The organism is Streptomyces sp. HUAS YS2, assembly GCF_033343995.1.
Lineage (GTDB): Bacteria > Actinomycetota > Actinomycetes > Streptomycetales > Streptomycetaceae > Streptomyces > Streptomyces solicathayae.
Genome location: NZ_CP137573.1, coordinates 3,917,828 through 3,941,403, shown reverse-complemented (window position 1 = coordinate 3,941,403; position 23,576 = coordinate 3,917,828). Strand labels below are relative to the sequence as shown.

Below are 23,576 nucleotides of genomic sequence, written 5' to 3'. Positions count from 1 at the left end.
GTCGGGCAACGCCCGCGTCAGGTCGCCGTGGCGCCCGCGTCAGGTCGCCGCGCGGCGGGCCAGTGCGCCGCGGGAGCGCGTCACGAGGGCCGCGAGCACCGCGGCACCGGTCGGCACGACGATCAGCAGCGTGGCGAGGGTCGCCCACGGGATGACGATCGGCACGTACGGGGCCGGGCCGCCGTCGCCGAAGCCCTGCGCCAGCGCCTCCTCGTACCAGCGCTGCCGCTCGCGGCCCTCGGTGAGCCGCAGGCCCATGGCGGGCAGCACGCCCGCCGCCGATCCGAGGACCACACCCATCGCCGCGACCACCCCGCACTGGAAACCGCTCAGGGTGCGGCGGACGCGCGGCGGTGCGCCGACCGCGGAGAGGGTTTTCAGGTCGGCCTCGGCATCGGCCTGGGCCAGGCCGGTGGCGATGCCGGCGGCGCCGATGGTGACGAGACCGGCGAAGACGGTCAGCGCGAGCAGGACGATGCCGTTCTCGCTGACGTAGCCCTCCTCCACGTGCAGCTGGACGCCGCTGCCGAGCCTGGCGAGCTCGGCGTCGAGCTTCTGCCGCTGTTCGGAGCCGGGCATCCGGTCGGTGCTGAACAGGGCTCCGTACGGGACGGTGGTCAGCCCGGCGGCCTTGGCGGCCGCGGGGGTGAGGAGCGCCTTCACGCCGTACGTCCGGGGCTCGCCGGTCGCCAGGTGGGCGGGCAGGGACACGACCTTTCCGGGCGGCTCGGTGCCCTTCATCCTCGCCTCGTCCGCCTTGTCCGGGTCGGTGATGAGCCGGATGCCGACCTTGCCCGTGGTGTCGACCGGGGGCTTGGTGAAGGTGACCAGCTTGCCCGCGGCCAGGGCCTGCTCGGCGGCGGCGTCCTTGATGCCGAGGACCTTCAGGACCTTGGCGTCGCCGATGAGCAGGCCGCCCTCGACGTAGACGCCATTGTCGTCCGACTCCTTGCAGCGCCAGTCCTTCGAGAGCTTGCGGATCTCCTCGGGGGAGAGTTTGGCCAGGGGGTCCGGGTTCTCCTCGGTGGAGATCCACAGCGGGCACTCGTGGGCCTTCGGGATCACCAGCTCGTACAGGCCGCAGCCGCTGCCGCGGCTGTACACCGAGCAGCCGGTCCGGCCGACGGAGACCCGATCGACGTCCGCGCGGAGGTCGATGGGCAGCAGGCGCTGCACCGCGTCGCGGACCGCCGGGACGTCCCGGCCGCCGTCCTCCTCGATGAACGCGGAGACCGCGCCGTGCGGCAGCGACGCCCGGTACTCGGCGCGCCGCTGGGCCTCCTCGCTGGCCCCGTAGGTGGCGACGGCGACGGTGCCGGCGACCGCGGCGAGCACGGCGGCGACGGCGGGGGCCGTACGGCCCCGGTTGCGCACCGCGTCCCGCAGGGCGAGGCGGGGCGAGAGCGGCAGCCAGCGGCCGGTGCGGCCGAACATGCCGACCAGGGCCGGCGTCATGGCGACCACGCCCAGCTCGGCGATGGCGCTGCCGCCCGCGACGACGACGAACTGGTCGGAGATCACCGACCCGTACAGGGCGATCGCCGCGCCGAGCAGCACCGCGCCCAGGCCGACCAGGGGAAGCACCCGGTTGCTGCGGCGGACGCCGCGGCGGCCGGTGAGCGAGGCGAGCACGGACTGCCGGGAGGAGGTGATCGCCGGCACGATCGCCGCGAACAGGCCGGTCAGAACGGCGAGCAGTGCGATGCCCAGGAGTTCCAGCGGGCGGATGTCGAAGCTGCCGAACCGCCGTCCGATGTAGTCCTCCAGGACGGGCCGCAGCGCGTACGTGAGGATCAGGCCGAGTGCCGTGCCGACGACGGCCGCGGCGGCGCCGATGACCAGGCCGCCGGAGAGGACGATGGCGCGGATGTGGCGCCGGTCGCCGCCGTTGGCGCCGACCAGGCCGAGCTGTCGGCGCGAGCGGCGGGCGCCGACGGCGAACGCGGGGCCGGCGAGCAGGCAGATCTCCAGCATCGCCAGGCCGACGACGGTGCCGACGGCGGCGAGCGCGGCGGCGCGGGCGCCCGGGCTCTCCTCGTACGGGTCCCAGCCCTCCTTCTGATAGAGCGGGATCTCGGACCGGGCGGGCGGGTCGAGCGCCACGGCCCGGGAGACGACCACGACGCCCTTGGTGTTGGCCTCCTTGACCATGTTCCACGTGAAACCACCCGAGAGCTTCAGCAGGTGGGTGGTGGAGACGTTGGGCCGCTGCAGGCCGGCCTTGTCGGCCGCCTTCTTGTACGCGCCGAGGAACGCGCCCGGCAGGGCGTTGACCTGGTCGGTCGTCAGTTCGCCGGGGAGCTCGTACACGCCGGTGATCCGGTACGTGCGTTCGAACCCGCGGGCCGTGACGGAGGAGCCGACCCGCAGGCCACTGGTCTCCAGGAAGTGTTCGGTGACGGCGACCTCGTCGGCCTTCTGCGGGAACCTGCCGTCGAGCAGGGTGAGCATCCCGCGGGCCATCGGGTCGTCGGCCTTGAGCTCACGGACCTCCGTCTGCAGCAGGCCGTACTCCGTGGTCAGCTTGGCCGTGCCGGTGCTGTCGGTCAGGACCGAGGCTCCGGCGGGTATGGCCTTGGTGACGTCCGTGCCGCCGTCGGGGAACGGCTTGTCGTCGTCCTCGGCGGCCGGGGCGCTCGTCCCTCCCGTGGGGTCCTGGAAGACCGGCACGCTGCCGTATCCGGACTCCGTCAGGCGCGCGTCGGCGGCGCCGAGAGAGCGGGCCAGGGACTCCTCGGTGGAGAGCTCGGAGCTGCGCAGGGTCAGGTCGGCGGCGCTGACGCCCAGGATGGGCAGGGCGATCATGGCGAGGACGAGGAAGCTGCGTCCCTTGTAGCGCCAGGCGTCGCGGCGGGCGATGCGCACCGCGGCGCGCCAGGAGTGGAACCAGTTCGTCACCGCTGGGCCGCCCGGCCGGACAGGAGCGAGTCGGCCTCGCTGCGGACGGTCTGGTCGACGACGGCGCCGTCGCGCAGGAACACCACGCGGTCCGCCCACGCGGCGAACCGCGGCTCGTGGGTGACCAGGACACCGGCGGCGCCCGCGTCGCAGCGGCTGCGCAGCAGGGCCAGGACGGCCTCGCCGGTCTCGGAGTCGAGCGCGCCGGTCGGCTCGTCGGCGAGCACCAGACGGCGGTCGCCGACGAGGGCACGGGCGAGGGCGATCCGCTGCTGTTGGCCGCCGGACATCTCGTCCGGGAAGCGGTCCGCGAGGTGCGCCAGCTCCATCTCCTCCAGGGCAGCGAGGGCCTCGACGCGGGCCTTGCGGGCGGAGACGCCGTCGAGCTCGCGGGGCAGCGAGACGTTCTCGGCGGCGGTGAGCGCGGGGATGAGGTTGTAGTCCTGGAAGACGTAGCCGATGCTGCGGCGGCGCAGGGCGGCCAGCCGCTTGCGGTCGGCGGTGGTGATGTCGGTGCCCTCGACGATGACGTGCCCGGATGTGGGGGTGTCGAGGCCGCCGGCGATGGTGAGCAGCGTGGACTTGCCGGAGCCCGACGGCCCCATGACGGCGACGAGTTCGCCCGGGAAGACCTCGAGGTCGATGCCGCGCAGGGCGTGCACCTCGGTGGCGCCCGAGCCGTGGACCCGGGTCAGGTTCTGCAGTTGCAGCACGGGCTGCGACGAACGGTCGGGTGTGGAAGCGGACATGGAGTGGGGTCCCCCCTCGGGCGTACGCGCTCGGGCGCGCACGGAGCGGATGAGCGGTTCGGCGCTGCGGCGGTGCGGGGTGGCAGCGGCGCGGAAGCAGGCGCTGCGCGTGGCAGCGGTGCGGTGGTGCTGCGACGCCGCGGCGCTGGTCGCGCCGTGGGGCGTGGGTCAGCGGGTGGTGGGCGGTACCGGGGGACGCGCGGTCAGGGCGGCCTCCGGTGCGGCGGGAACGGTCGTGGCCTGCGTGCCCGGACCGGCGTGCGGGCCGGGCGCCGTACTCGGCCCGGGACCGGGGTCCTGGGCCGCCGTGGCGGAGAGCCGGATCAGCCGGGCCTCGCAGTGGTCCAGCCACCGCGCCTCCGCCTCGGTCTGGAAGATGAGCTGTTCCAGCACGAGCAGCCAGGCGATGTCGTCCCGCTCCCCCGCCGGTCCGCCCTTGACGGCCTCCACGGCCTCGACGGCCTGGCGCTTGAGCCGGGTGTAGTCCTGCATGGCCTTCACGGTGTGGCGGCGCTGCGACTGGATGACGGCGCGGATGTCGACGCCGGGCGCGCCGACGGCCATGGCGAGCTTGATGGCCAGTTCGTCCCGGGCCGGGCTGGTCCGGTCGACGGGCTTCTCGAACCAGGACTTCAGCTCGTCCCGGCCGGCGTCGGTGATGGTCCACAGGGCGTGTCCGGCGTCGTCCTCGCCGCCCTGCCCGACGAGGCCGTCCCGCTCCAGGCGGTTCAGGGTCGTGTAGACCTGACCGACGTTGAGCGGCCAGGTCTGGCCGGTGCGGGACTCGAACTCCGTACGGAGCTGGGACCCGTAGCGCGGGCCGCGTTCGAGAAGGGCGAGCAGCCCGTGGCGGATCGACATACTCAGTATGTATACCGAGTATGTCGCCGCCCACAAGGGACCTGAGACGGAATGAAGGTGTCCGTCGCAAGGGGGACGACGGGTCGTGAGGCGGAGCCGGAAGCGGGGTCAGCGGCGCCGGATCCGTACCCCGAGGAAGCCGAGCCCGAGCCCCACGAGGGCCAGCCCGATGCCCAGGGTGAGGACGGGAATCTGCTGGTCGACGGGGGTGGCGGCGGCCTGCGGGGCGGGCAGCCGGACGGCCTCGGCGGGGGTGCCGACGGGCGGGGTCGGCGAGGGGACGACGTCCTCCTCGGGTACCGCCTCGGCCTCCGTGTCGTCCTCGGCGGGCTCCTCCTCGTCTGTTGCCGTTCTGGTACGAGAAGGGCTCGGCGAGGCGTCCGAAGCGGGGCTCCCGGCGTCCGAGGGGCTCGCGGAGTCGGGCGTCTCGCGCCGCCCGGGCCGCTCGCGCCCCTCCGCGGCGGGCCGCCCGGCCAGCGTCGCGGCCGGGCTGGCCTCCTCGGCCTCGGTCGGCCCGGCGGCCACGGGCGGCTGGTCGGCGGACGGGGACGAGGCCGGGGCCGGAGGCGGCGCCGGCGACGGCGCGGACGGCGGCCCGGCCGCAGGGCTCTCCTCGGCCCAGGCCGACGGAGCCGGGGCCCGGGCAGGCCCCCGGGCAGGCTCCTGGGCGGGACCCCAGGCAGTTCGGTCGGGTACGGAAACGGCAGGCTCGGGCGCCGGTGGCCCACCATGTACCCCGTACGCGCCCCGTGTCCCGTACGACACCGGCGCCCCGTACACGACCGGCGCGGTGGCCGTCAGCAGCGAGCACGCGGCCGTCAGTGAGCAGGCGGCCGTCAACGAGCACGTGAAGAAAGGCCCGCGGACCCAGGTCCGCGCCCTGTGGAGCACCGGAGTCACCGGGTGACCCCCCTCCCGTGCCGAGCCGCCGAGTTGTTCAACTCAGCGTCACATGACGGGACGCAACCGGCATCCCGGACGAAATCGTCCGGGCGACGGACCAAGGACTAAGGACCAAGGAGCAGAGACCAGGGACCACGAGCAAGGACCAAGGACTACGGTCTTCGGCCACCCGAAGGGAACGCGGCCGGAGCCGGTGGCTACTGCGGCGGGTTGCCGGTCGAGATCTCCAGCGTCAGCTCCACGTCTTCCTTCTTCACCTCGGAGCCCGCCGGCGGGTACTGGCTCATGACCGTGCCCTCGCCGTAGGCGTTCTCGTCGAGCGGCTGCTGCTTCATGATCTTCCAACCCGCGGCCTGTACACAGGCCTGAACCGACTGAAAGTTCTTGTAGCGGAAGTCGGGCAGCTCGAACTTCTCCGGGTCGTCGCTCGACTCGGTCGGTTCGGTGCACTCCTTCGTCTCGATCGTCTTGCTGAGGTCCGGACCCTTGTGGCCGGCCACCGGCGGGGCGCTCTGGCCGCCCGTGCCGCCCGTCGAGCCCGGGTCGTCGTCGCCGCTGAGCTGGATCGCGGTGATCACACCGCCGATGACGACCAGCGCCGCCACGGCCGCGCCCACGATCACCGTCATGTTCCGCTTGCCACCGCCGCCACCGGTGCCGCCCGACGCGGGCTGCGGCGTCATCGTGTACGGCTGCGGCGTCTGGTACGCCGGAGCGGGCGGCGGGGTCTGGGCCTGCTGGGGGTAGCCGTACGACGGGGCCGGGGCCGGCGTCGGCGGGCCGTACGGGCCGGGCTGCGGCGTGTGCGGCGCCTGGTACGGCGTCTGCACGCTCTGCGGCGCCGGGGTCTGCTGGCCGATCGGCGGGAACACCGCCGAGCCCACGCCCGAACCGCTGCTCACCTGACCCCCCGCGACGATCACCGGCGCGCCGGTCTGGCCCGCGGACAGCACCCGCAGGCACTCGTCGCGCATCGCCGCGGCGCTCGGGAAGCGCTCGTTCGGGTTCTTCTTCAGCGCCCGCGCCACCAGCGCGTCCATCGCCGGGGTGACCGAGCGGTTGATGGAGGACGGCGCGACCGGCTCCTCCTGGACGTGCGCGTACGCGATCGCCAGCGGGGAGTCCGCCTCGAACGGCAGCCGGCCGGTCAGCAGCTGGAACAGCATGATGCCGACCGAGTACAGGTCGGAGCGGGCGTCCACGCCGCGTCCCAGCGCCTGCTCGGGGGAGAGGTACTGCGGGGTGCCGACGACCATGCCGGTCTGCGTCATCGAGGTGACGCCGGACTGCATGGCCCGCGCGATGCCGAAGTCCATGACCTTGACCACGCCGCGCTTGGTCATCATCACGTTGCCGGGCTTGATGTCGCGGTGGACCAGGCCCATCTCGTGGCTGGTCTCCAGCGCGGCGAGCACGTCGGAGGTGACCTTCAGCGCCTTGTCGGCCGGCATCGCGCCGTACTGCTGGACGTCGGCGGCGAGCACCGAGCCGAGCGGCTGGCCCTCCACGTACTCCATGACGATGTACGGCATGAGAGCGCCGTCCAGCGCGTCCTCGCCGGTGTCGAAGACGGAGACGATGTTGGTGTGCGACAACTTCGCAACAGCCTGCGCCTCACGCCGGAACCGCTCGCGGAACGATTGTTCGCGCCCCAGTTCGGTGTGAAGGGTCTTGATGGCGACCTGGCGGTCCAGCGCACTGTCGTACGCGAGATACACCGAGGCCATGCCGCCTTCGCCGAGCAGGTCGCGCAGCTGGTACCGGCCGCCCGCCACCGAACCGCCCGCATAACGGCCCTGTGCGCCGTCCTGGCTCATTTCTGACTCCCCCGTACGCGCGCGTCACATCGGCGATGATCCGGAATTTACTGGCCAAGTCTGCCCGAGGGCTCGGACACGTCAAGCCGGGTGCCCGTTCCGTGACACTCAGCACAAGAAGCGTCTCGGAAGCGTTACCGGAACAGCACGGAATTTGCATCGGTGTACGCGGAAGCGGTTGGATGGCCGGTCCATCTCGGACCGAGGTGTCCGAGGAAGCCTGTAGCGTGACGTGGCAGAGAACGTCACGGCGACGCACGGCATCACACGGCAACACACGACGGCGAGGACTGATGGCACCCGAACCCGAAACCGGCGGCAACGGAGTGTCGGACGCCGCCGCGGAGTCATGGGGCGTCGGCGGTCTCGTCGGTGACGGCCGTTACCGGCTGACGCACCGTCTCGGACGCGGCGGCATGGCCGAGGTGTTCGCGGCGGAGGACGTCAGGCTCGGCCGCACGGTCGCCGTCAAGCTGCTCCGCGCCGACCTCGCCGAGGACCCGGTCTCCAAGGCCCGCTTCACGCGCGAGGCGCAGTCCGTCGCGGGCCTCAACCACCATGCGATCGTCGCCGTGTACGACTCCGGCGAGGACGTGGTGAACGGCCAGTCCGTGCCGTACATCGTGATGGAGCTGGTCGAGGGCCGCACCATCCGCGACCTGTTGATCAGCGCCGAGGCCCCGGGCCCCGAGCAGGCGTTGATCATCGTCTCCGGTGTCCTGGAGGCGCTGGCCTACTCGCACCAGCACGGCATCGTGCACCGCGACATCAAGCCGGCGAACGTCATCATCACCAACACCGGTGCGGTGAAGGTGATGGACTTCGGCATCGCTCGCGCGCTGCACGGCGCGCAGTCGACGATGACCCAGACCGGCATGGTCATGGGAACCCCGCAGTACCTCTCCCCGGAGCAGGCGCTCGGCAAGGCCGTCGACCACCGCTCCGACCTGTACGCGACGGGCTGTCTCCTCTACGAACTGCTCGCGCTGCGGCCCCCGTTCACCGGCGAGACCCCGCTCTCGGTGGTCTACCAGCACGTACAGGACGCGCCGATCCCGCCGTCCGAGGTCGCCGACGGCGCGCCGCCGGAGCTCGACGGGCTGGTCATGCGCTCGCTCGCGAAGGACCCGGACGACCGGTTCCAGAGCGCCGAGGAGATGCGCGGACTCGCCCAGTACGCCCTGCAGATGCTCCAGCAGCAGGGCGGTCACACCGGCTCGTGGAACACCGGGCCGGTCGCCGTGTACGAGGGCGGCCCGGGCACGCCGAGCGGCGGCACCGCCGCGACGGCCGCGTTCGGCCACCCGGTGCAGGGCGACACCTCGCAGGGCCGGATACTGCCGCCGATGAACCCGGACGACGGTGGCGTCGGCGGGTACGACGGCGGCGGCCCGGGCGGCTACGGCAACGGCAGGAACGGGGGCGGGCGCGGCAAGGTGCTGCTGTTCGTCGCGTTCGCGCTGATCGCGATCGTGGCCGGCATCGTGTACGCGGTGGACCGGGCGAACCAGAAGGACGGCGGGACGACCGACAACCCGCCCGCCACGACCGCGCCGTCCACGCCGGAGACGTCGCCGGAGCCGACCGAGGAGCAGTCCGAGGAGACGGACGAGCCCGACACCTCGACCGGCGGCAACCAGGACACGTGGACGCCGACGCACGTCCCGTCGCAGAAGCCGAGCTTCACGCAGTCGCCGACGGACCAGCCGAGCAGCCCCGACCCGGGCACCGTCGACGGCGGGACCGACCAGGGCGGCACCGGCGAGCCGACGGACAAGCCGACGGAGCCCACGGAGCCCGCCGACGGCGGCGCGGACAACGGCGGCACCGACCCGGGCACGACCAACGGCGGCAGCACGGGCGATCCCGGCACCACCGGCGATCCCGCGGGTGGCGGCGGCGCGAACTGATCGCCCGTCAACTTCGTTGAAACCGGCCCTCGTCAACCGGCGAGGGCCCGGTTCACCCGGTGAAGGCGTCGCGTACCGCCTCGTACTCCCGGGTCCACCACACCACCAGGGCCGACACCGCGGGAAACTGCGGGTCGGCCCTTCGGTCGTCCAGCTGGTAGCGCCAGCGCAGTATCCAGAAGTCGTTGAGCCGCTCCCACCACACCCGGTGCACGGCGGCGGCGAGTTCGGCCGCGTCCGCGCCGGCGGCCCGACGGTAGGCGCGCGCGTACGCCCGCACCTTCGCCAGGGCCAGCTGCCCCGCCGGGCGGACGAAGAAGATCGCGGCGGCCCGGACCGCCTCCTCGGCGCGTGGCTGGACGCCCAGCCGGTCCCAGTCGACGATCGCGGCGGGTTCCGCGCCCCGGTAGAGCAGGTTCAGGGGGTGGAAGTCACCGTGCACCCAGCCGCCCGCGGCGGCGGGCGGGGGACGGCGGTGGGCGTGCTCGGCGAGCAGTTCGCGGCGCTCGGTGAGCCGGTGCTCGGCGAGTTCGTCGAAGCCGTCGCGGGGGCGGTGGGCGCGGGCGAGGCGCAGCAGCTCGTCGACGACCCGGACGGTCCGCTCGGGGTCGGCGCTCTCGTACGCGCGGCCCGCCGGCGGGGTCTCCATGACCTGCGCGAGGCAGGTGTGGACATGGCCGAGCAGCGCGCCCAGGCGGCGCGAGCCGCCGGCGGTGAGCTGCGCGCCGTCGCGGTGCCGGCCCTCGATCCAGGGGTGCAGGGCGTAGCAGCGGCCGCCGATGACGGCGACGGTGCGGCCGGCCGCGTCGGCGAGCGGCGGGGCGACGGGCAGGCCGAGGTCGTGCAGCCGCTGGGTGGCCAGGTGCTGGCGGGCGATGGTGTCCCGGTCGGCGGTGGGGGCGTCCAGGTGCTGCTTGAGGAAGTAGGCGCCGCGGGTGGTGGCGAGCCGGTAGCCGCGGTTGAGCAGGCCCTGGGTGACGGGTTCGCAGGAGAGCGGTTCGCCGGCTTCGCGATAGCGGCGCAGCAGGGCGCCGACGGGCGGAGCGAGCGTTGCAGATGAGCGCGGCACCCGTCAGATGTTAGATCACCCGGTGTGGTGAGTCCGTCGCTCTCCGGACAGCTGGTGCACGGTTGCGAAATGGGGCTCGATGCGCAGATAGACCGCCTCTTCGCGCTCCCCCTCCGCGAGCGCCGGCGCGGGCCCGAAGGCCGCGAGCTGGGCCTGGGTGGGCTCGACGAGCGCCGCGGTGCCGGTGAACTGCACGGACCAGGCCTCCGGCGCTCCGGAGCCCAGGTTGTCCGCCCCGTACACGACGACGCTGCCGTCGCATGCCTCGTGGTAGCCGAGGCTGCGGTGCAGCCGCAGCACGAGCCGGCCGTCGTCCACGACGTGCCGGGCGGGGGCGACGAAGGGTAGCGCCCGCATGCTGGTCGCGACCCGGCCGTACGCGACGCGGGTCAGCAGTTCGATGGCGCGCTGTTCGTCGGCGGATTCGTCGAAGGGCATGCCCTCCACTCTCCGCCGCCCGCCGGGCCCGCGGAAGGGGCCCCCGCCCCGCTCGGTCCGGGACCTAGGTCCCGAAGTCGGGCGCCGCGGCCGCTCCTCAGCAGCTGCTCGTCCGTGCCTCAGCAGCGCCTCAGCCGCGCTGGGCCTGCCGGCGGGCCACGTACGCGGCGGCCTGGGAGCGGCGCTCCATGCCCAGCTTCGACAGCAGGCTGGAGACGTAGTTCTTGATCGTCTTCTCGGCGAGGTGCAGCCGCTCGCCGATGGCCCGGTTGGTCAGGCCCTCGCCGATCAGGTCCAGGATCCGCCGTTCCTGGTCGGTCAGGCTGTCGAGCTTGTCGTCGCCCTTCGGGTTGTTCCCGTCGCGCAGCCGTTCCAGGACCCGGGCGGTCGCCACCGGGTCGAGCAGGGACTTGCCGGCCGCCACGTCCCGTACGGCCGAAAGCAGCTCATTGCCCCGGATCGCCTTGAGGACATAACCGGAGGCTCCGGCCATGATCGCGTCGAAGAGGGCCTCGTCGTCGGCGTACGAGGTGAGCATCAGGCACTTGACGTCCTGGTTCTGCGATCGGACCTCGCGGCAGACCTCGACACCGCTGCCGTCCGGCAGGCGCACGTCGAGCACGGCCACGTCCGGACGCGTCGCGGGGATCCTGACCAGGGCGTCCGCGGCGGTGCCGGCCTCGCCGACCACCTCGATGTCGGATTCCACGGAGAGCAGTTCGTGGACGCCGCGCCGCACGACTTCATGGTCGTCCAGCAGAAATACCGTGATTTTTCCATCTTCGCGCACGGGGCCAGTCTCACATATTGGCTCTTCCCGCGCCCGGGGTGCGCGGGATAACGTGCCGGTGTTCCGGCGGCCTGCAAGGCTGTTACCAGTGATTTCTCGATTTACTTGGAAATCCAAGCAAAATCGCAGGTCAAATGGGGTTTCGCAGTAATGCGCAGCTCTGGGTAACGTGCCTGTGACAGGGCGCTCGCCGGGGCACCTGTCACGCCCGACCCCTGCCGCGTCGCACCCACCCCGTGCGCGGGTACGGATAAGGCGAGCCGCACTGGCCTTGCCCGGCGAACCCGGGGGCCGGACCGACGGAGGAGCACGCACGTGACCGTGGAGAGCACTGCCGCGCGCAAGACGACGCGACGCAGCAGCGGCACCAAGCGCACCACCAGCGCGAGCGCGAAGAAGGCACAGGCATCCGAGAACACGGAGCCCGAGCTCATTCAGCTGCTGACGCCCGAAGGGGAGCGCGTCCAGCACCCCGAGTACGACATCGATCTGAGCGCCGAGGAGCTGCGCGGGCTCTACCGGGACATGGTCCTCACCCGCCGCTTCGACTCCGAGGCGACCTCGCTGCAGCGCCAGGGCGAGCTGGGCCTGTGGGCCTCGCTGCTGGGCCAGGAGGCCGCCCAGATCGGTTCGGGCCGCGCGCTGCGCGACGACGACTATGTCTTCCCGACCTACCGCGAGCACGGCGTCGCCTGGTGCCGCGGGGTCGACCCGACGAACCTGCTGGGCATGTTCCGCGGCGTGAACAACGGCGGCTGGGACCCCAACAGCAACAACTTCCACCTGTACACGATCGTCCTCGGCTCGCAGACCCTGCACGCCACCGGCTACGCCATGGGCATCGCCAAGGACGGTGCGGACTCCGCCGTGCTCGCGTACTTCGGTGACGGCGCCTCCAGCCAGGGCGACGTCAACGAGTCGTTCGTGTTCTCCGCGGTCTACAACGCCCCGGTCGTGTTCTTCTGCCAGAACAACCAGTGGGCGATCTCCGAGCCCACCGAGAAGCAGACCCGCGTCCCGCTGTACCAGCGTGCCCGCGGCTTCGGCTTCCCCGGCGTCCGCGTCGACGGCAACGACGTGCTGGCCTGCCTCGCGGTCACCCGCGCGGCGCTGGAGCGCGCCCGCCGCGGCGAGGGCCCCACGCTGGTGGAGGCGTTCACCTACCGCATGGCCGCCCACACCACCTCCGACGACCCGACCCGCTACCGCCGCGACGCGGAGCGCGAGGCATGGGAGGCCAAGGACCCGATCCTGCGCCTCAAGGCGTACCTGGAGCGCGAGGGGCACGCCGACGCGGCGTTCTTCGAGGAGCTCGAGGCGGAGAGCGAGGCGCTCGGCAAGCACGTCCGCGAGGTCGTCCGCGCCATGCCGGTCCCGGAGCACATGGCGATCTTCGACAACGTGTACGCGGACGGGCACGCGCTCGTCGACGAGGAGCGCGCGCAGTTCGCCGCCTACCAGGCGTCCTTCACGGGCGGAGAGGCCGAGTAATCATGGCTGTTCAGAAGCTTCCCCTCGCCAAGGCGCTCAACGAGTCGCTCCGCAAGGCCCTGGAGACCGACCCCAAGGTCGTCATCATGGGCCTCGACGTCGGCAAGCTCGGCGGTGTCTTCCGGATCACCGACGGCCTGCAGAAGGACTTCGGCGAGGACCGGGTCGTCGACACCCCGCTGGCCGAGTCCGGCATCGTCGGCACCGCGATCGGCCTCGCGCTGCGCGGCTACCGGCCGGTCGTGGAGATCCAGTTCGACGGCTTCGTCTTCCCCGCGTACGACCAGATCGTCACCCAGCTGGCGAAGATGCGGGCCCGTTCGCTCGGCACCGTGAAGATGCCGGTCGTCATCCGCATCCCGTACGGCGGCGGCATCGGCGCGGTCGAGCACCACTCCGAGTCCCCCGAGTCGCTCTTCGCGCACGTCGCGGGCCTCAAGGTGGTCACCCCGGCGAACTCCTCCGACGCCTACTGGATGCTCCAGCAGGCGATCCAGAGCGACGACCCGGTGATCTTCTTCGAGCCCAAGCGCCGCTACTGGGACAAGGGCGAGGTCGACACCGAGGCCATCCCGGGCGAGCTGCACAAGGCCCGCGTCGCCCGCGAGGGCACGGACCTCACGCTCGTCGCGTACGGCCCGATGGTGAAGACCTGCCTGGAGGCCGCCGCGGCCGCCGCCGAGGAGGGCCGCTCGATCGAGGTCGTGGACCTGCGCTCGATCTCCCCGCTCGACTTCGACACGATCCAGACCTCGGTCGAGAAGACCCGCAGGCTGGTCGTCGTCCACGAGGCCCCGGTCTTCTTCGGCTCCGGCGCGGAGATCGCCGCCCGGATCACCGAGCGCTGCTTCTACCACCTGGAGGCCCCGGTCCTGCGGGTCGGCGGCTACCACGCGCCGTATCCGCCGGCGCGCCTGGAGGAGGAGTACCTGCCGGGCCTGGACAGGGTGCTCGACGCCGTCGACCGCTCGCTGGCGTACTGAGGAGAGCCCCCGTGACCATCCGCGAATTCAAGATGCCCGACGTGGGCGAGGGCCTCACCGAGGCCGAGATCCTCAAGTGGTACGTCCAGCCCGGTGACACGGTCTCCGACGGCCAGGTCGTCTGCGAGGTCGAGACGGCCAAGGCTGCGGTCGAGCTGCCGATCCCGTTCGACGGCACCGTGCACGAGCTGCGCTTCGCCGAGGGCACGACGGTCGACGTCGGCGAGGTCATCATCTCGGTGAACGTCGGCGGCGCCGCGCCCGCCGAGGTCGCCGAGCAGGCCGCCGCCCCGGCTGCGGCTCCGGCCGCCGCCGCACCCGCCCCGGCTGCGGCTCCGGCCGCGGAGGCCGAGGCCGAGCCGGAGGGCCGCCAGCCCGTCCTGGTCGGCTACGGCGTCGCCGCGAGCTCGACCAAGCGTCGCCCCCGCAAGGGCACCGAGGGGGCGCCCGCCCAGGCCGCCGCGGCGGTCCAGGGCGAGCTCAACGGGCACGGCGGGGTCGCCACGGCCACCCGGCCGCTGGCCAAGCCCCCCGTGCGCAAGCTCGCCAAGGACCTCGGCGTCGACCTGGCCTCGGTCGTTCCGACCGGCCCCGACGGCATCATCACCCGCGAGGACGTCCACGCGGCCGCCGCACCGGCCCCGGCCGTCCCGGCGCCCGCCCCCGTGACCGAGGCCCCGGCCCCGGTGCCGGCCCCCGTGGCAGCCGCCGCGGTGGCCTCCGACGCCCGGGAGACCCGGGTGCCGATCAAGGGCGTGCGGAAGGCGACGGCGGCGGCGATGGTCGGCTCGGCCTTCACCGCGCCGCACGTCACCGAGTTCGTCACCTTCGACATCACGCGCACGATGAAGCTGGTCGAGGAGCTCAAGTCCGACAAGGACATGGCGGGCCTGCGCGTCAACCCGCTGCTCCTCATCGCCAAGGCCGTCCTGGTCGCCGCCAAGCGCAACCCGGAGATCAACGCGGCCTGGGACGAGGCGAACCAGGAGATCGTGCTCAAGCACTACGTGAACCTGGGCATCGCCGCGGCCACCCCGCGGGGCCTGATCGTGCCGAACATCAAGGACGCGCACGCCCAGACCCTGCCGGAGCTGTCGCGCTCCCTGAGCGAGCTGGTCGCCACCGCCCGCGAGGGCAAGACGACCCCGGCGGCCATGCAGGGCGGCACGTTCACCATCACCAACGTCGGCGTCTTCGGCGTCGACACCGGTACGCCGATCCTGAACCCGGGCGAGTCCGCGATCCTCGCGGTCGGTGCGATCAAGCTCCAGCCCTGGGTCCACAAGGGCAAGGTGAAGCCGCGTCAGGTCACCACCCTGGCGCTGTCCTTCGACCACCGCCTGGTCGACGGCGAGCTGGGCTCCAAGTTCCTGGCGGACGTCGCCGCGATCCTGGAGCAGCCGAAGCGGCTGATCACCTGGTCATAACATCCCAGACGTTCCAGTTGCGCCGTTTCACGTGAAACAGGCCCGTCCGCGATGCGGACGGGCCTGTTTCTTGTACCTCTGTTGTATCTATGCTGTGCGCATGCCATCAGCGCCCGCCGGGCCCGTCAAGCAGCCACCCGCTGCCGATCGGGTCTACATGCATGTCAAACAAGCTGTTCTGGACCGTCGTTACGAGGGCGGGACGCTGCTCACCGAGGGGGAGCTCGCGCAGGCCGTGGGGGTGTCGCGGACGCCCGTGCGGGAGGCCCTGCTCAAGCTGGAGATGGAGGGGCTGCTCAAGCTCTACCCCAAGAAGGGCGCGCTCGTCCTCGCCGTCTCCGCGCAGGAGATCGCCGACGTCGTCGAGACCCGGCTGCTGGTCGAGGAGTTCGCGGTCCGCCGGGCCGTGCCCGCGCCGCCCGCGCTGATCGACCGGCTCAAGGAGCTCCTGGAGGAGCAGAAGCGGCACGCGGACGCCGGGGACCTCGCCGAGGTCGCGGTCACCGACCGGTGCTTCCACGCCGAGATCGTCCGGTACGCCGGCAACCAGATCCTCGCCCGCCTCTACGACCAGCTGCGCGACCGTCAGCTGCGGATGGGCGTCGCCGTGATGCAGTCCCAGCCCGACCGCATCGCCAAGAACATCACCGAGCACGCCGAGATCCTGGAGCGGATCGAGGTGGGGGACGTCGAGGGCGCCGCCCACTGCGTCCGGCAGCACCTGAGCTGGGTCAAGGTCCTGGTCCGGGGCGAGGACCGGTGAGCGGCTCGCGCGGCCCCCGTGGCTCCGCGGCCGGCCTGCCCGGCGACCCGCCGGGCGGCCGGCGCGCCGCGCTCGTCTGGGGCGTCGGCGTCGCCGTCTACTTCGTCGCCGTCATCTTCCGTACCTCGCTGGGCGTCGCCGGCCTGGACGCCGCCGACCGCTTCGACGTCAACGCCTCCGCGCTCTCCACGTTCTCGATACTCCAGCTGCTGGTCTACGCCGGCATGCAGATACCCGTCGGCCTCATGGTCGACCGGCTCGGCACCAAGAAGGTCCTGACCCTCGGCGTGGTCCTGTTCACCGCCGGCCAGCTGGGCTTCGCGCTCTCCCCCTCGTACGGCACGGCGCTCGCCGCCCGCGCGCTGCTCGGCTGCGGCGACGCGATGACCTTCATCAGCGTGTTGCGGCTCGGCTCCCGCTGGTTCCCCGCCCGCCGCGGCCCGCTCATCGGCCAGGTCGCCGCGCTCTTCGGCATGGCGGGCAACCTGGTCTCCACGATCCTGATCTCGCGGATGCTGCACGGCCTCGGCTGGACCGCCACGTTCGCCGGCAGCGCCGCCGCGGGCGGGCTCGTCCTCGTCCTGCTGCTGCTCTTCCTCAAGGACCACCCCGAGGGCTACGAACCCGCGCCAGTCAGCCACGCCGGCAGCGCCTTCGTCCGCCGTCAGATCGCCGAGTCCTGGCGCGAACCCGGCACCCGGCTCGGCATGTGGGTGCACTTCACCACCCAGTTCCCCGCCATGGTGTTCCTGCTCCTGTGGGGCCTGCCGTTCCTCGTCGAGGCACAGGGCCTGTCCCGGGAGACCGCCGGCGGGCTGCTCACCCTCGTGGTGCTCTCCAACATGGTGATCGGCCTCGCGTACGGCCAGATCGTGGCCCGGCACCATGCCGCCCGTACCCCGCTGGCACTCGGCACGGTCGGCGCGACCGCGCTGATGTGGGCGGCCACCCTGGTGTACCCCGGTGACCATGCCCCGATGTGGCTGCTCGTCACACTGTGCCTGGTGCTGGGCGCCTGCGGGCCCGCGTCGATGATCGGCTTCGACTTCGCCCGGCCGGCCAACCCGCCCGAGCGTCAGGGCACCGCCTCGGGCATCGTCAACATGGGTGGTTTCGTCGCCTCGATGACGACGCTGCTCGCGGTCGGCATCCTGCTGGACGCCACCGGCGACGACTACCGGATCGCGTTCTCGTCCGTCTTCGTCCTGGAGGCACTGGGCCTCGCCCAGATCCTCCGGCTGCGCGGCCGCACCGCCCGCAGGGAACGGGAGCGGCTGGTCGCCAGCCGGGTCGAGGCCGTGCACGTCCCGGTCTGACGCCCGCGGGCCCCCGCGCCCGGGGTCAGGGGGTGACCGCGAAGTTGTCCAGGATCGCCTGCGCCAGCTCCGCGTCGCCCTCGACCTTGATCCGGTCCACGACCGCCGCGGGACGCACACGGCCGCAGGCCAGGCGCACGTACGTCTCCCAGTCCAGCGCCAGCGTCGCCGCCGGCCCCAGCGACGGCGCGCCGTCCACCGAGCCGCGGCCGTCCGCGTTCACCCGCACCGTCCGCAGGAACTCCACCGGACCGTGGACGTCGAACACCACGGCCGAGTTCGCGGGCGCGCCCGCGTCCTTGGCGACCACCTTCGGCAGCGCCTCCAGCAGGACGTCCCGGGCCACCAGCGCACCGGCCGAGTCCTGGTTGCCGGGCTTGTTCAGCGTGATCCGCAGGTCCTGCTCGTGCACCCACACGTCGAAGGCGCGCATCCGGTACGCCAGCTCCAGCGGCTGCTCGGCACCGAGCGGGGCACGGACCTTGTGGTCGGGCTGCCGGGACTCGTTGCGCAGCTGACGGGCCCGCCGGATCAGCACGTACTCCAGCTCGGAGGTCATCTCCGGCGCGGTGTGGTGCCGCCGCACATCGACCTGCATCTCCATGTAGCGGGCGAACTCACTGCGTACGTGGTAGAGATCACGCGGCAGGCTGTGGATCGGCCTCGGGTCGCCCAGCATCTCGCACTCCATGCCGATGACATGGGAGACGATGTCACGCACCGACCAGCCCGGGCAGGGCGTCGCCCGGTTCCACTCACCTTCCACGAGCGGCTGCACCAGCTCGGATATCGCTTCGATGGAGTGGGTCCAGGCGTCGGCGTAGGTCTGGAGGCTGGGATGGACGGTCACGGGACCCCTCGGCGGTTCTGCTGGTGCGCGGGCTGAAACAAGTCGGCGTGGGAGGTTCGGACGCTAAGTTACGCTGCCCGAAGGCACCCCGGCAGTGCTTTCGTGTGACGATCGTAGGCTGTGTCGACGGCTCGAATGCCAGGACGGTGGTAGTGTGCGCGCCTCGCTGATCCAGATCGCAGTAGACCCGGACGAACCGGTCGACGCGCGGAGGGCGCGCGCGGCCGATCTGGTAAGGGCGGAACGGGACGCCGATCTCGTCGTCCTGCCCGAGCTGTGGCCGATGGGCGCGTTCGCCTTCGACTCCTTCGCCGCCGAGTCCGAGCCCCTGGACGGACCCACGCACGAGGCCATGTCGGCCGCGGCCCGCGACGCCGGGGTCTGGCTGCACGCCGGCTCGATCGTCGAGGCGGCGGGCGGCGCGCTCTACAACACCTCGCTCGTGTACGACCCGGCCGGCGTCCGCGTCCGCACCTACCGGAAGATCCACCGCTTCGGCTTCGACAAGGGCGAGGCCGTGCTGATGGCCGCCGGCGACGAGCTGGTGACCGTGCCGCTGCCGGACCTCACCCTCGGCGTCGCCACCTGCTACGACCTGCGCTTCCCCGAGCTGTTCAGGGGCCTGGTCGACGCGGGCGCGCAGGCCCTGGTGATCCCGGCCGGCTGGCCGGCCCGCCGCCGCGCGCACTGGACGCTGCTGGCCCAGGCGCGGGCCGTGGAGAACCAGGCGTACGTCCTCGCCTGCGGCACCGCGGGCACGCACGCCGGGGTCGAGCAGGCCGGCCACTCGATCGTCGTCGACCCGTGGGGCGAGGTCCTCGCGGAGGCGGGCCCGGACGAAGAGGTGCTGCGGGCCGAACTCGACCCGGCGAAGGTCGCGACGACCCGGGAGCAGTTCCCCGCGCTCAAGGACCGGATGCTGGGACTCCCGGCGCCGGGGGCCTGAGCTTCGGGGGCTGAGCGTCGGCGGGGCCTGAGCTTCGTCGGGGAGCCCGGGCGTCGGCGGGGAGCCCGGGCGTCGGCGGGGAGCCCGGGCGTGCGCGTCGCCGCCGCGGGCTCCCGTCAGACCACGACGGGGCGGAGCGCAGGAGTGCCGACGGCGAAGTGCCCGCGCGGTGCCGGCACAGCCGCCCGCGCGCGCACGGCACGGGGCGCCGCCCCCGGCGCGTACTCCCGCCAGGCCGCCGCGAGCCGCCGCACCGCCTCCGTGAGGACCTCCGGCGGCAGCAGGAAGTGCAGCCGCAGGTACCGGACGCTGCCGCCCAGCGCGTCCATCGTCGACCCCGGCAGCACGGCCACCCCGTGCCGCAGCGCCACCTGAGCGAACGCGACCCCGTCGCCGTACGGGAGCCGGACCCACAGCGTCTGGCCGCCCGAGGTGGGCGCGGGTGTCCACGACGGCAGCAGCCGCGCCAGTTCGGCCACCAGGTGGTCGTGGCCCTCTCGCAGGTTTCGCAGCCGGTCCCGCAGGACCGGCGCGAAGCCGGCGAGCACCCGGACCGCGGCCAGTTGGCCGGGCAGGTCCGAGCCCAGGTCGTGGATCGCCTTCAGCCGGGCCAGCCGCGCGATCGTCGCCGCCGGGCCGCGCACCCAGCCGATCCGCAGACCGCCCCACACAGGTTTGCTCAGCGAGCCGACGGAAAGGACGTCGCCGTACGCGCAGAGCGTCACCCACGGCTTCTGCGCGGCGTCCTCCTCAAACCCCGGATCCACCCCCATTCCCGGATCCACCCCCACTCCCGGATCCGCCCCGAACCCCAGATCCGCGCGCGCCTCGTCGTCGATCAGCGGCACGCCCAGCCCGTTCGCCGCCTCCACCAGCCTGCGGCCGGACAGCGGCGGCAGCACGGCACCCGTCGGGTTCTGGAACCGGGACACGACATAGGCCAGCGCGGGCCGGTGACGCTCCATCATCCGGATCGCCTCCGCCACGTCCACCCCGTCCGGACCCACCCGCACCGGAAGCGGCACCGCCGCCGCCTCCCGGAACAGGTCCAGCGCCCCCGAGTACGTCGGCGCCTCCACCAGCACCCCGTCGCCGGGCGCGACCAGCAGCCGGGTCAGCAGCGAGAGCGCCTGCTGGGCGCCCGTGGTGACCAGGATCTGCGCGGGGTCCGTCGGCACGCCCCGTACCGCGTACTTCTCCGCGAGCGCCGCCCGCAGCGCCTCCAGGCCCGCCGGGTGGTATCCGAGGTCCGCTTCGGGCAGGACGAGCGAGCGGTACGCCTCCGTCAGCTCGGGCGGCGGCCCGAGCGGCGCCGCGCAGCTCAGCAGGATCACGCCGTCCGACGGCTCCAGCAGGTTCAGGAAGAGCGGGTTCGACGTCTCCCGCACCCGCGGGCCGGGCAGCAGCGCCGCCGCCGACGCCACCCGCGTCCCACTGCCCTGCCGCCGCACCACGCGCCCCTCCTGACGCAGTGCCTCGTACGCCGCGACCACCGTCGACCGCCCCACCGACAGCGCCGCGGCGAGCCGACGGTCAGCCGGCAGCGGGGTGTCGGGCGGCAGCAGCCCCTCGTCGATCAGCTGCCGGAAGCGGGCGGCGAGCAGCAGATACAGCGGTCCGCGGCCGGCGGACCAGCGGCCCAGCCGGGTCACGAGGGCGTCGATCGGTTCCATTGGCTCCATCGGCAGACCAATCTGCCGGTGATTGGCCCTGTGGGGCAACGGAATAGAGACGTTGACTGGACGACATGAGCGACGACTTCAGCGACCGCCCGACGCCCCCCTCCAGCGACCGCCCGACGCCCCCGCCCCTCCGTCCCGAGACCTTCGCCGTCCACCCGCCGCAGCCCGAGATCGTCGGCAGCCGCCCGCTCGGCGTCCCGCTCCACCAGGGCCACGTCTTCACCTTCGACAGCGCGGACGCGCTCGCCGACGCGTTCGAGAGCCCCGACGCCTTCCTCTACAGCCGGCACGGCAATCCCACCGTCCGCGCCCTGGAGCAGGCCGTCGCCCGCCTGGAGGGCGGGGCCGCCGCCCTCTCGTACGCCTCCGGCATGGGCGCGATCAACAGCGTGCTGCTCACCCTGCTCGGCTCCGGCGCCCACGTCGTCGCCCAGACCTGCGTGTACGGCGGCACCTACGCCGTCCTCACCGACCTCACGCGGCGCTGGGGCGTCGAGGTCACGTACGTCTCCGGCACCGACCCGGAGGAGGTGCGCGCCGCGCTCCGCCCCGAGACCCGGCTGCTGTACCTGGAGACCATCGCCAACCCGACCGCCCGCGTCTCCGACCTGGCCGCGCTCGCCGCCGTCGCCGCCGAGGCCGGCGTGCCGACCGCCGTCGACAACACCTTCGCCTCACCGCTGCTCTGCCGCCCGATCGAGCACGGCGCGGACATCGTCGTCCACTCGGCGACCAAGTACCTCGCCGGTCACGCGGACGTCCTCGGCGGCATCGCCGTCTTCAAGGACGCGGAGCTGTACGAGCAGGTCCGCCACTACGCCGTCGAACAGGGCGCGATCACCGACCCGTTCGCGGCCTGGCTGACCCTGCGCGGCATGCAGACGCTGCCGCTGCGCATCGAGCGACACTGCGCGAACGCTGCCGAGCTGGCCCGCCGCCTGGAGGCCCACCCCGCGGTGGCGGCCGTCCGCCACCCCTCGCTGCCCAGCCACCCGGACCACGCCGTCGCCGCGAAGCTGCTGCCGGCGGGCGGCGGCGGGGTGATCTCCTTCGACCTCGCGGGCGGCCGGGAGGCCGGGCGGACGCTGATGGAGGCGGTCCGGGTGGCCTCGCTGAGCGTCTCGCTCGGCGACGTACGGACCCTGGTCATGCACCCCGCCTCCACCTCGCACCGGCAGCTCGACGCGGCGGCGCTGGAGACGGCGGGCATCGGCCAGGGGACGGTCCGGCTGTCGGTCGGCGTCGAGCACGTAGAGGACCTCTGGGCGGACCTGGAGCAGGCGCTGGAGCGGGCGGCGAAGGCGGCCTGACCCGCCTCGCCGACGCGGGGCGGGTAGTCGGGGGCCGCGGGGCTCGGTGCGCGGAGGCCGTGGGGGCTCGGTGAGCGGGGCCGCGAGGGCTCGGTCCGCGCGGCCCCCGTTCAGTCCTCGCGCTCCCGCTCCGCCATCCGGATCACGCACACCGCGACCGCGATCATCAGGGCCGGGTCGGCGTCGTCCCGGACCACGTTCACGGCGTACGTGTCCCGGACCCGGAACCACTGGCGCGAGATGTGGGCGAGGAGTTCGCCGTCGTACTCGACGGTGAACTCCCGGTCCAGGATGCGTCCGCTGACGTCCAGTTCGGTGCCGTCGACGAGGCTGACCCGGAAGTGGTTGCGCAGCAGCGACAGCCGCTTGCGGCGGACGGACGCGAGCGGGCGGTCGCCCCGCTCGATCGTCATCGTGTCGCGCAGGCTGAACATCTTCTCCCGCAGCACGATCAGCACCTGGCCGGCCGGGTCCTTCAGCTCCAGGGTGTCGCGCAGCCGCAGGGCCTTGCCGTCGACGAGGAAGGCGTGCCGGCCCTGCTCGTCCTCGATCCAGTAGTCGTCGCCGATCGCGAAGATCTTGTCCCGTACGAGGTATTTCATGACCCTCCCAACGCGAAGTAGCGGGTGAACGGGTCGGCGGAGGCGCCGAACATCCCCCCGAAGGGGGAGTCCAGCTGGTGGATCAGCAGCACCGTGAACGCGATGAAGCCGGCCAGGCCCATCACCATGATCACGTGGGTGAAGCTCCGTCGGATGCCGAAGAGGAACATGAAGGCGAGCGTGAGGAAACCTCCGTTGATCAGGCCCACCCACAGGACGGGCGACAGGCGTTCCTCGGCCGCCGCCTCGCGGCCGCGGCGCGCGTCGTCGATGTATCCGAGCTGGGCGAGGACCTCCTGGGCCGCGATCTTCTGGGAGATGGTGCCGGAGTCCTCGACCTCGCTGACGACGCGAAGCCGGTCGAGCATGCTCCAGCCGGACCGGCCCAGGGACTCGCGGGCGGCCATCCGGGGCCACTCGACATCGACGACATGGACGGCGTACGAACGGGCCGCCTCCCGCAGCGGTGCGCGCCGGGGCTCCGGGAACGAGGCGGCCAGCAGGTACGTCTGGTGCAGGGCGCCCGCTTCGGCCTGGACGTGGTCCTGGGCGTCCGAGCGGTTGTCCCAGACGGACACCAGGCAGAGGCCCAGGACGACCGCGTACAGGACCGACACCATCATGGCGATGTACTCGGCGACGTCCTCGCGCGGAGGTTCGTCCTCCGGAATCGGAAAGAGGCGCTCCTTGAGCAGCACGATCGCCGCCGCGATCAGGGCGACGCCGATCATGACGCCGAGGGTTTCCAGCAGGTAGGGCATGAGGTCCGTC

Annotated in this window: 20 protein-coding genes; 8 read left to right on the top strand and 12 right to left on the bottom strand. The window is 72.6% G+C overall.

Annotation, left to right across the window (positions count from 1 at the left end):
• Positions 1-39: 39 nt before the first annotated feature.
• The 5 genes from R2D22_RS18045 to R2D22_RS18025 form a co-directional block, all read right to left on the bottom strand.
• Positions 40-2,898, bottom strand: a complete 2,859-nt coding sequence (locus R2D22_RS18045; protein WP_318104794.1) for an FtsX-like permease family protein — start codon at positions 2,896-2,898, stop codon at positions 40-42.
• The gene (locus tag R2D22_RS18040) at positions 2,895-3,647 is read right to left on the bottom strand and encodes an ABC transporter ATP-binding protein (protein WP_318104793.1); all 753 of its coding nucleotides are present in this window, start codon (positions 3,645-3,647) and stop codon (positions 2,895-2,897) included. The genes R2D22_RS18045 and R2D22_RS18040 overlap by 4 nt, the downstream gene beginning before the upstream one ends.
• 168 nt (positions 3,648-3,815) lie before the next feature.
• On the bottom strand, positions 3,816-4,508 hold the full coding sequence (locus tag R2D22_RS18035) for a PadR family transcriptional regulator (protein ID WP_318104791.1): 693 nt from the start codon (positions 4,506-4,508) through the stop codon (positions 3,816-3,818).
• Positions 4,509-4,616: 108 nt separating this feature from the next.
• The gene (locus tag R2D22_RS18030) at positions 4,617-5,033 is read right to left on the bottom strand and encodes a hypothetical protein (protein WP_318104789.1); all 417 of its coding nucleotides are present in this window, start codon (positions 5,031-5,033) and stop codon (positions 4,617-4,619) included.
• Positions 5,034-5,608: 575 nt separating this feature from the next.
• Complete coding sequence (locus tag R2D22_RS18025) at positions 5,609-7,228, bottom strand: protein kinase domain-containing protein (protein ID WP_318104787.1); 1,620 nt, start codon at positions 7,226-7,228, stop codon at positions 5,609-5,611.
• A gap of 293 nt (positions 7,229-7,521) precedes the next feature.
• Between R2D22_RS18025 and R2D22_RS18020 the strand changes: the two genes are divergently transcribed.
• Positions 7,522-9,138, top strand: a complete 1,617-nt coding sequence (locus R2D22_RS18020) for a protein kinase domain-containing protein (RefSeq protein WP_318104785.1) — start codon at positions 7,522-7,524, stop codon at positions 9,136-9,138.
• A 52-nt stretch (positions 9,139-9,190) separates the two neighbouring features.
• Here the strand turns inward: R2D22_RS18020 and R2D22_RS18015 are convergent, their stop codons facing one another.
• The 3 genes from R2D22_RS18015 to R2D22_RS18005 form a co-directional block, all read right to left on the bottom strand.
• The gene (locus R2D22_RS18015) at positions 9,191-10,207 is read right to left on the bottom strand and encodes a phosphotransferase (protein ID WP_318104783.1); all 1,017 of its coding nucleotides are present in this window, start codon (positions 10,205-10,207) and stop codon (positions 9,191-9,193) included.
• A gap of 15 nt (positions 10,208-10,222) precedes the next feature.
• The gene (locus R2D22_RS18010; RefSeq protein WP_318104782.1) at positions 10,223-10,645 is read right to left on the bottom strand and encodes a pyridoxamine 5'-phosphate oxidase family protein; all 423 of its coding nucleotides are present in this window, start codon (positions 10,643-10,645) and stop codon (positions 10,223-10,225) included.
• 130 nt (positions 10,646-10,775) lie between these two features.
• Positions 10,776-11,435: a response regulator gene (locus R2D22_RS18005; RefSeq protein WP_318104780.1), complete on the bottom strand. Its 660-nt coding sequence runs from the start codon at positions 11,433-11,435 to the stop codon at positions 10,776-10,778.
• 315 nt (positions 11,436-11,750) lie between these two features.
• Here R2D22_RS18005 and pdhA point away from each other — a divergent pair, with 315 nt between their 5' ends.
• From pdhA to R2D22_RS17980, 5 genes are all read left to right on the top strand, one after another.
• Positions 11,751-12,926, top strand: a complete 1,176-nt coding sequence (gene pdhA / locus R2D22_RS18000) for a pyruvate dehydrogenase (acetyl-transferring) E1 component subunit alpha (protein ID WP_318104778.1) — start codon at positions 11,751-11,753, stop codon at positions 12,924-12,926.
• A 2-nt stretch (positions 12,927-12,928) separates the two neighbouring features.
• Positions 12,929-13,909 (top strand): alpha-ketoacid dehydrogenase subunit beta, encoded by a 981-nt coding sequence (locus R2D22_RS17995; protein WP_318104777.1) that lies wholly within the window; start codon positions 12,929-12,931, stop codon positions 13,907-13,909.
• Positions 13,910-13,941: 32 nt separating this feature from the next.
• Positions 13,942-15,336, top strand: a complete 1,395-nt coding sequence (locus R2D22_RS17990) for a dihydrolipoamide acetyltransferase family protein (RefSeq protein WP_318109839.1) — start codon at positions 13,942-13,944, stop codon at positions 15,334-15,336.
• Positions 15,337-15,436: 100 nt separating this feature from the next.
• On the top strand, positions 15,437-16,099 hold the full coding sequence (locus R2D22_RS17985) for a GntR family transcriptional regulator (protein WP_318104776.1): 663 nt from the start codon (positions 15,437-15,439) through the stop codon (positions 16,097-16,099).
• A complete protein-coding gene (locus tag R2D22_RS17980; RefSeq protein WP_318104775.1) occupies positions 16,096-17,415 on the top strand; it encodes an MFS transporter in 1,320 nt (439 codons plus the stop codon). The genes R2D22_RS17985 and R2D22_RS17980 overlap by 4 nt, the downstream gene beginning before the upstream one ends.
• A gap of 25 nt (positions 17,416-17,440) precedes the next feature.
• On the opposite strand, the gene R2D22_RS17975 is transcribed toward R2D22_RS17980, so the two are convergent.
• Positions 17,441-18,265 carry a maleylpyruvate isomerase family mycothiol-dependent enzyme gene (locus R2D22_RS17975; RefSeq protein WP_318104773.1) on the bottom strand — a complete coding sequence of 275 codons (825 nt, stop codon included), beginning with the start codon at positions 18,263-18,265 and terminating at the stop codon, positions 17,441-17,443.
• Positions 18,266-18,419: 154 nt separating this feature from the next.
• Between R2D22_RS17975 and R2D22_RS17970 the strand changes: the two genes are divergently transcribed.
• A complete protein-coding gene (locus tag R2D22_RS17970) occupies positions 18,420-19,211 on the top strand; it encodes a carbon-nitrogen family hydrolase (protein ID WP_318104771.1) in 792 nt (263 codons plus the stop codon).
• A 116-nt stretch (positions 19,212-19,327) separates the two neighbouring features.
• Here R2D22_RS17970 and R2D22_RS17965 read toward each other — a convergent pair whose 3' ends face one another.
• Positions 19,328-20,884 carry an aminotransferase-like domain-containing protein gene (locus R2D22_RS17965; protein WP_318104769.1) on the bottom strand — a complete coding sequence of 519 codons (1,557 nt, stop codon included), beginning with the start codon at positions 20,882-20,884 and terminating at the stop codon, positions 19,328-19,330.
• Between the two features lie 74 nt (positions 20,885-20,958).
• On the opposite strand from R2D22_RS17965, the gene R2D22_RS17960 reads away from it, so the two are divergent.
• The gene (locus R2D22_RS17960) at positions 20,959-22,203 is read left to right on the top strand and encodes a trans-sulfuration enzyme family protein (protein WP_318104767.1); all 1,245 of its coding nucleotides are present in this window, start codon (positions 20,959-20,961) and stop codon (positions 22,201-22,203) included.
• Between the two features lie 110 nt (positions 22,204-22,313).
• Here R2D22_RS17960 and R2D22_RS17955 read toward each other — a convergent pair whose 3' ends face one another.
• The gene (locus R2D22_RS17955; protein WP_318104766.1) at positions 22,314-22,805 is read right to left on the bottom strand and encodes an LURP-one-related/scramblase family protein; all 492 of its coding nucleotides are present in this window, start codon (positions 22,803-22,805) and stop codon (positions 22,314-22,316) included.
• The gene (locus R2D22_RS17950; RefSeq protein ID WP_318104765.1) at positions 22,802-23,566 is read right to left on the bottom strand and encodes a bestrophin-like domain; all 765 of its coding nucleotides are present in this window, start codon (positions 23,564-23,566) and stop codon (positions 22,802-22,804) included. The genes R2D22_RS17955 and R2D22_RS17950 overlap by 4 nt, the downstream gene beginning before the upstream one ends.
• Positions 23,567-23,576: the final 10 nt, after the last annotated feature.

Bases quoted from the DNA above. Each gene is read 5' to 3' on its own strand.
- R2D22_RS18040 (WP_318104793.1), bottom strand. From the start codon at position 3,647: ATGTCCGCTTCCACACCCGACCGTTCGTCGCAGCCCGTGCTGCAACTG.
- R2D22_RS17960 (WP_318104767.1), top strand. From the start codon at position 20,959: ATGAGCGACGACTTCAGCGACCGCCCGACGCCCCCCTCCAGCGACCGC.
- R2D22_RS17950 (WP_318104765.1), bottom strand. From the start codon at position 23,566: ATGCCCTACCTGCTGGAAACCCTCGGCGTCATGATCGGCGTCGCCCTG.
- R2D22_RS17965 (WP_318104769.1), bottom strand. From the start codon at position 20,884: ATGGAACCGATCGACGCCCTCGTGACCCGGCTGGGCCGCTGGTCCGCC.
- R2D22_RS17995 (WP_318104777.1), top strand. From the start codon at position 12,929: ATGGCTGTTCAGAAGCTTCCCCTCGCCAAGGCGCTCAACGAGTCGCTC.
- R2D22_RS18020 (WP_318104785.1), top strand. From the start codon at position 7,522: ATGGCACCCGAACCCGAAACCGGCGGCAACGGAGTGTCGGACGCCGCC.
- R2D22_RS18035 (WP_318104791.1), bottom strand. From the start codon at position 4,508: ATGTCGATCCGCCACGGGCTGCTCGCCCTTCTCGAACGCGGCCCGCGC.
- R2D22_RS17955 (WP_318104766.1), bottom strand. From the start codon at position 22,805: ATGAAATACCTCGTACGGGACAAGATCTTCGCGATCGGCGACGACTAC.
- R2D22_RS17985 (WP_318104776.1), top strand. From the start codon at position 15,437: ATGCCATCAGCGCCCGCCGGGCCCGTCAAGCAGCCACCCGCTGCCGAT.
- R2D22_RS18025 (WP_318104787.1), bottom strand. From the start codon at position 7,228: ATGAGCCAGGACGGCGCACAGGGCCGTTATGCGGGCGGTTCGGTGGCG.
- R2D22_RS18010 (WP_318104782.1), bottom strand. From the start codon at position 10,645: ATGCCCTTCGACGAATCCGCCGACGAACAGCGCGCCATCGAACTGCTG.
- R2D22_RS17990 (WP_318109839.1), top strand. From the start codon at position 13,942: ATGCCCGACGTGGGCGAGGGCCTCACCGAGGCCGAGATCCTCAAGTGG.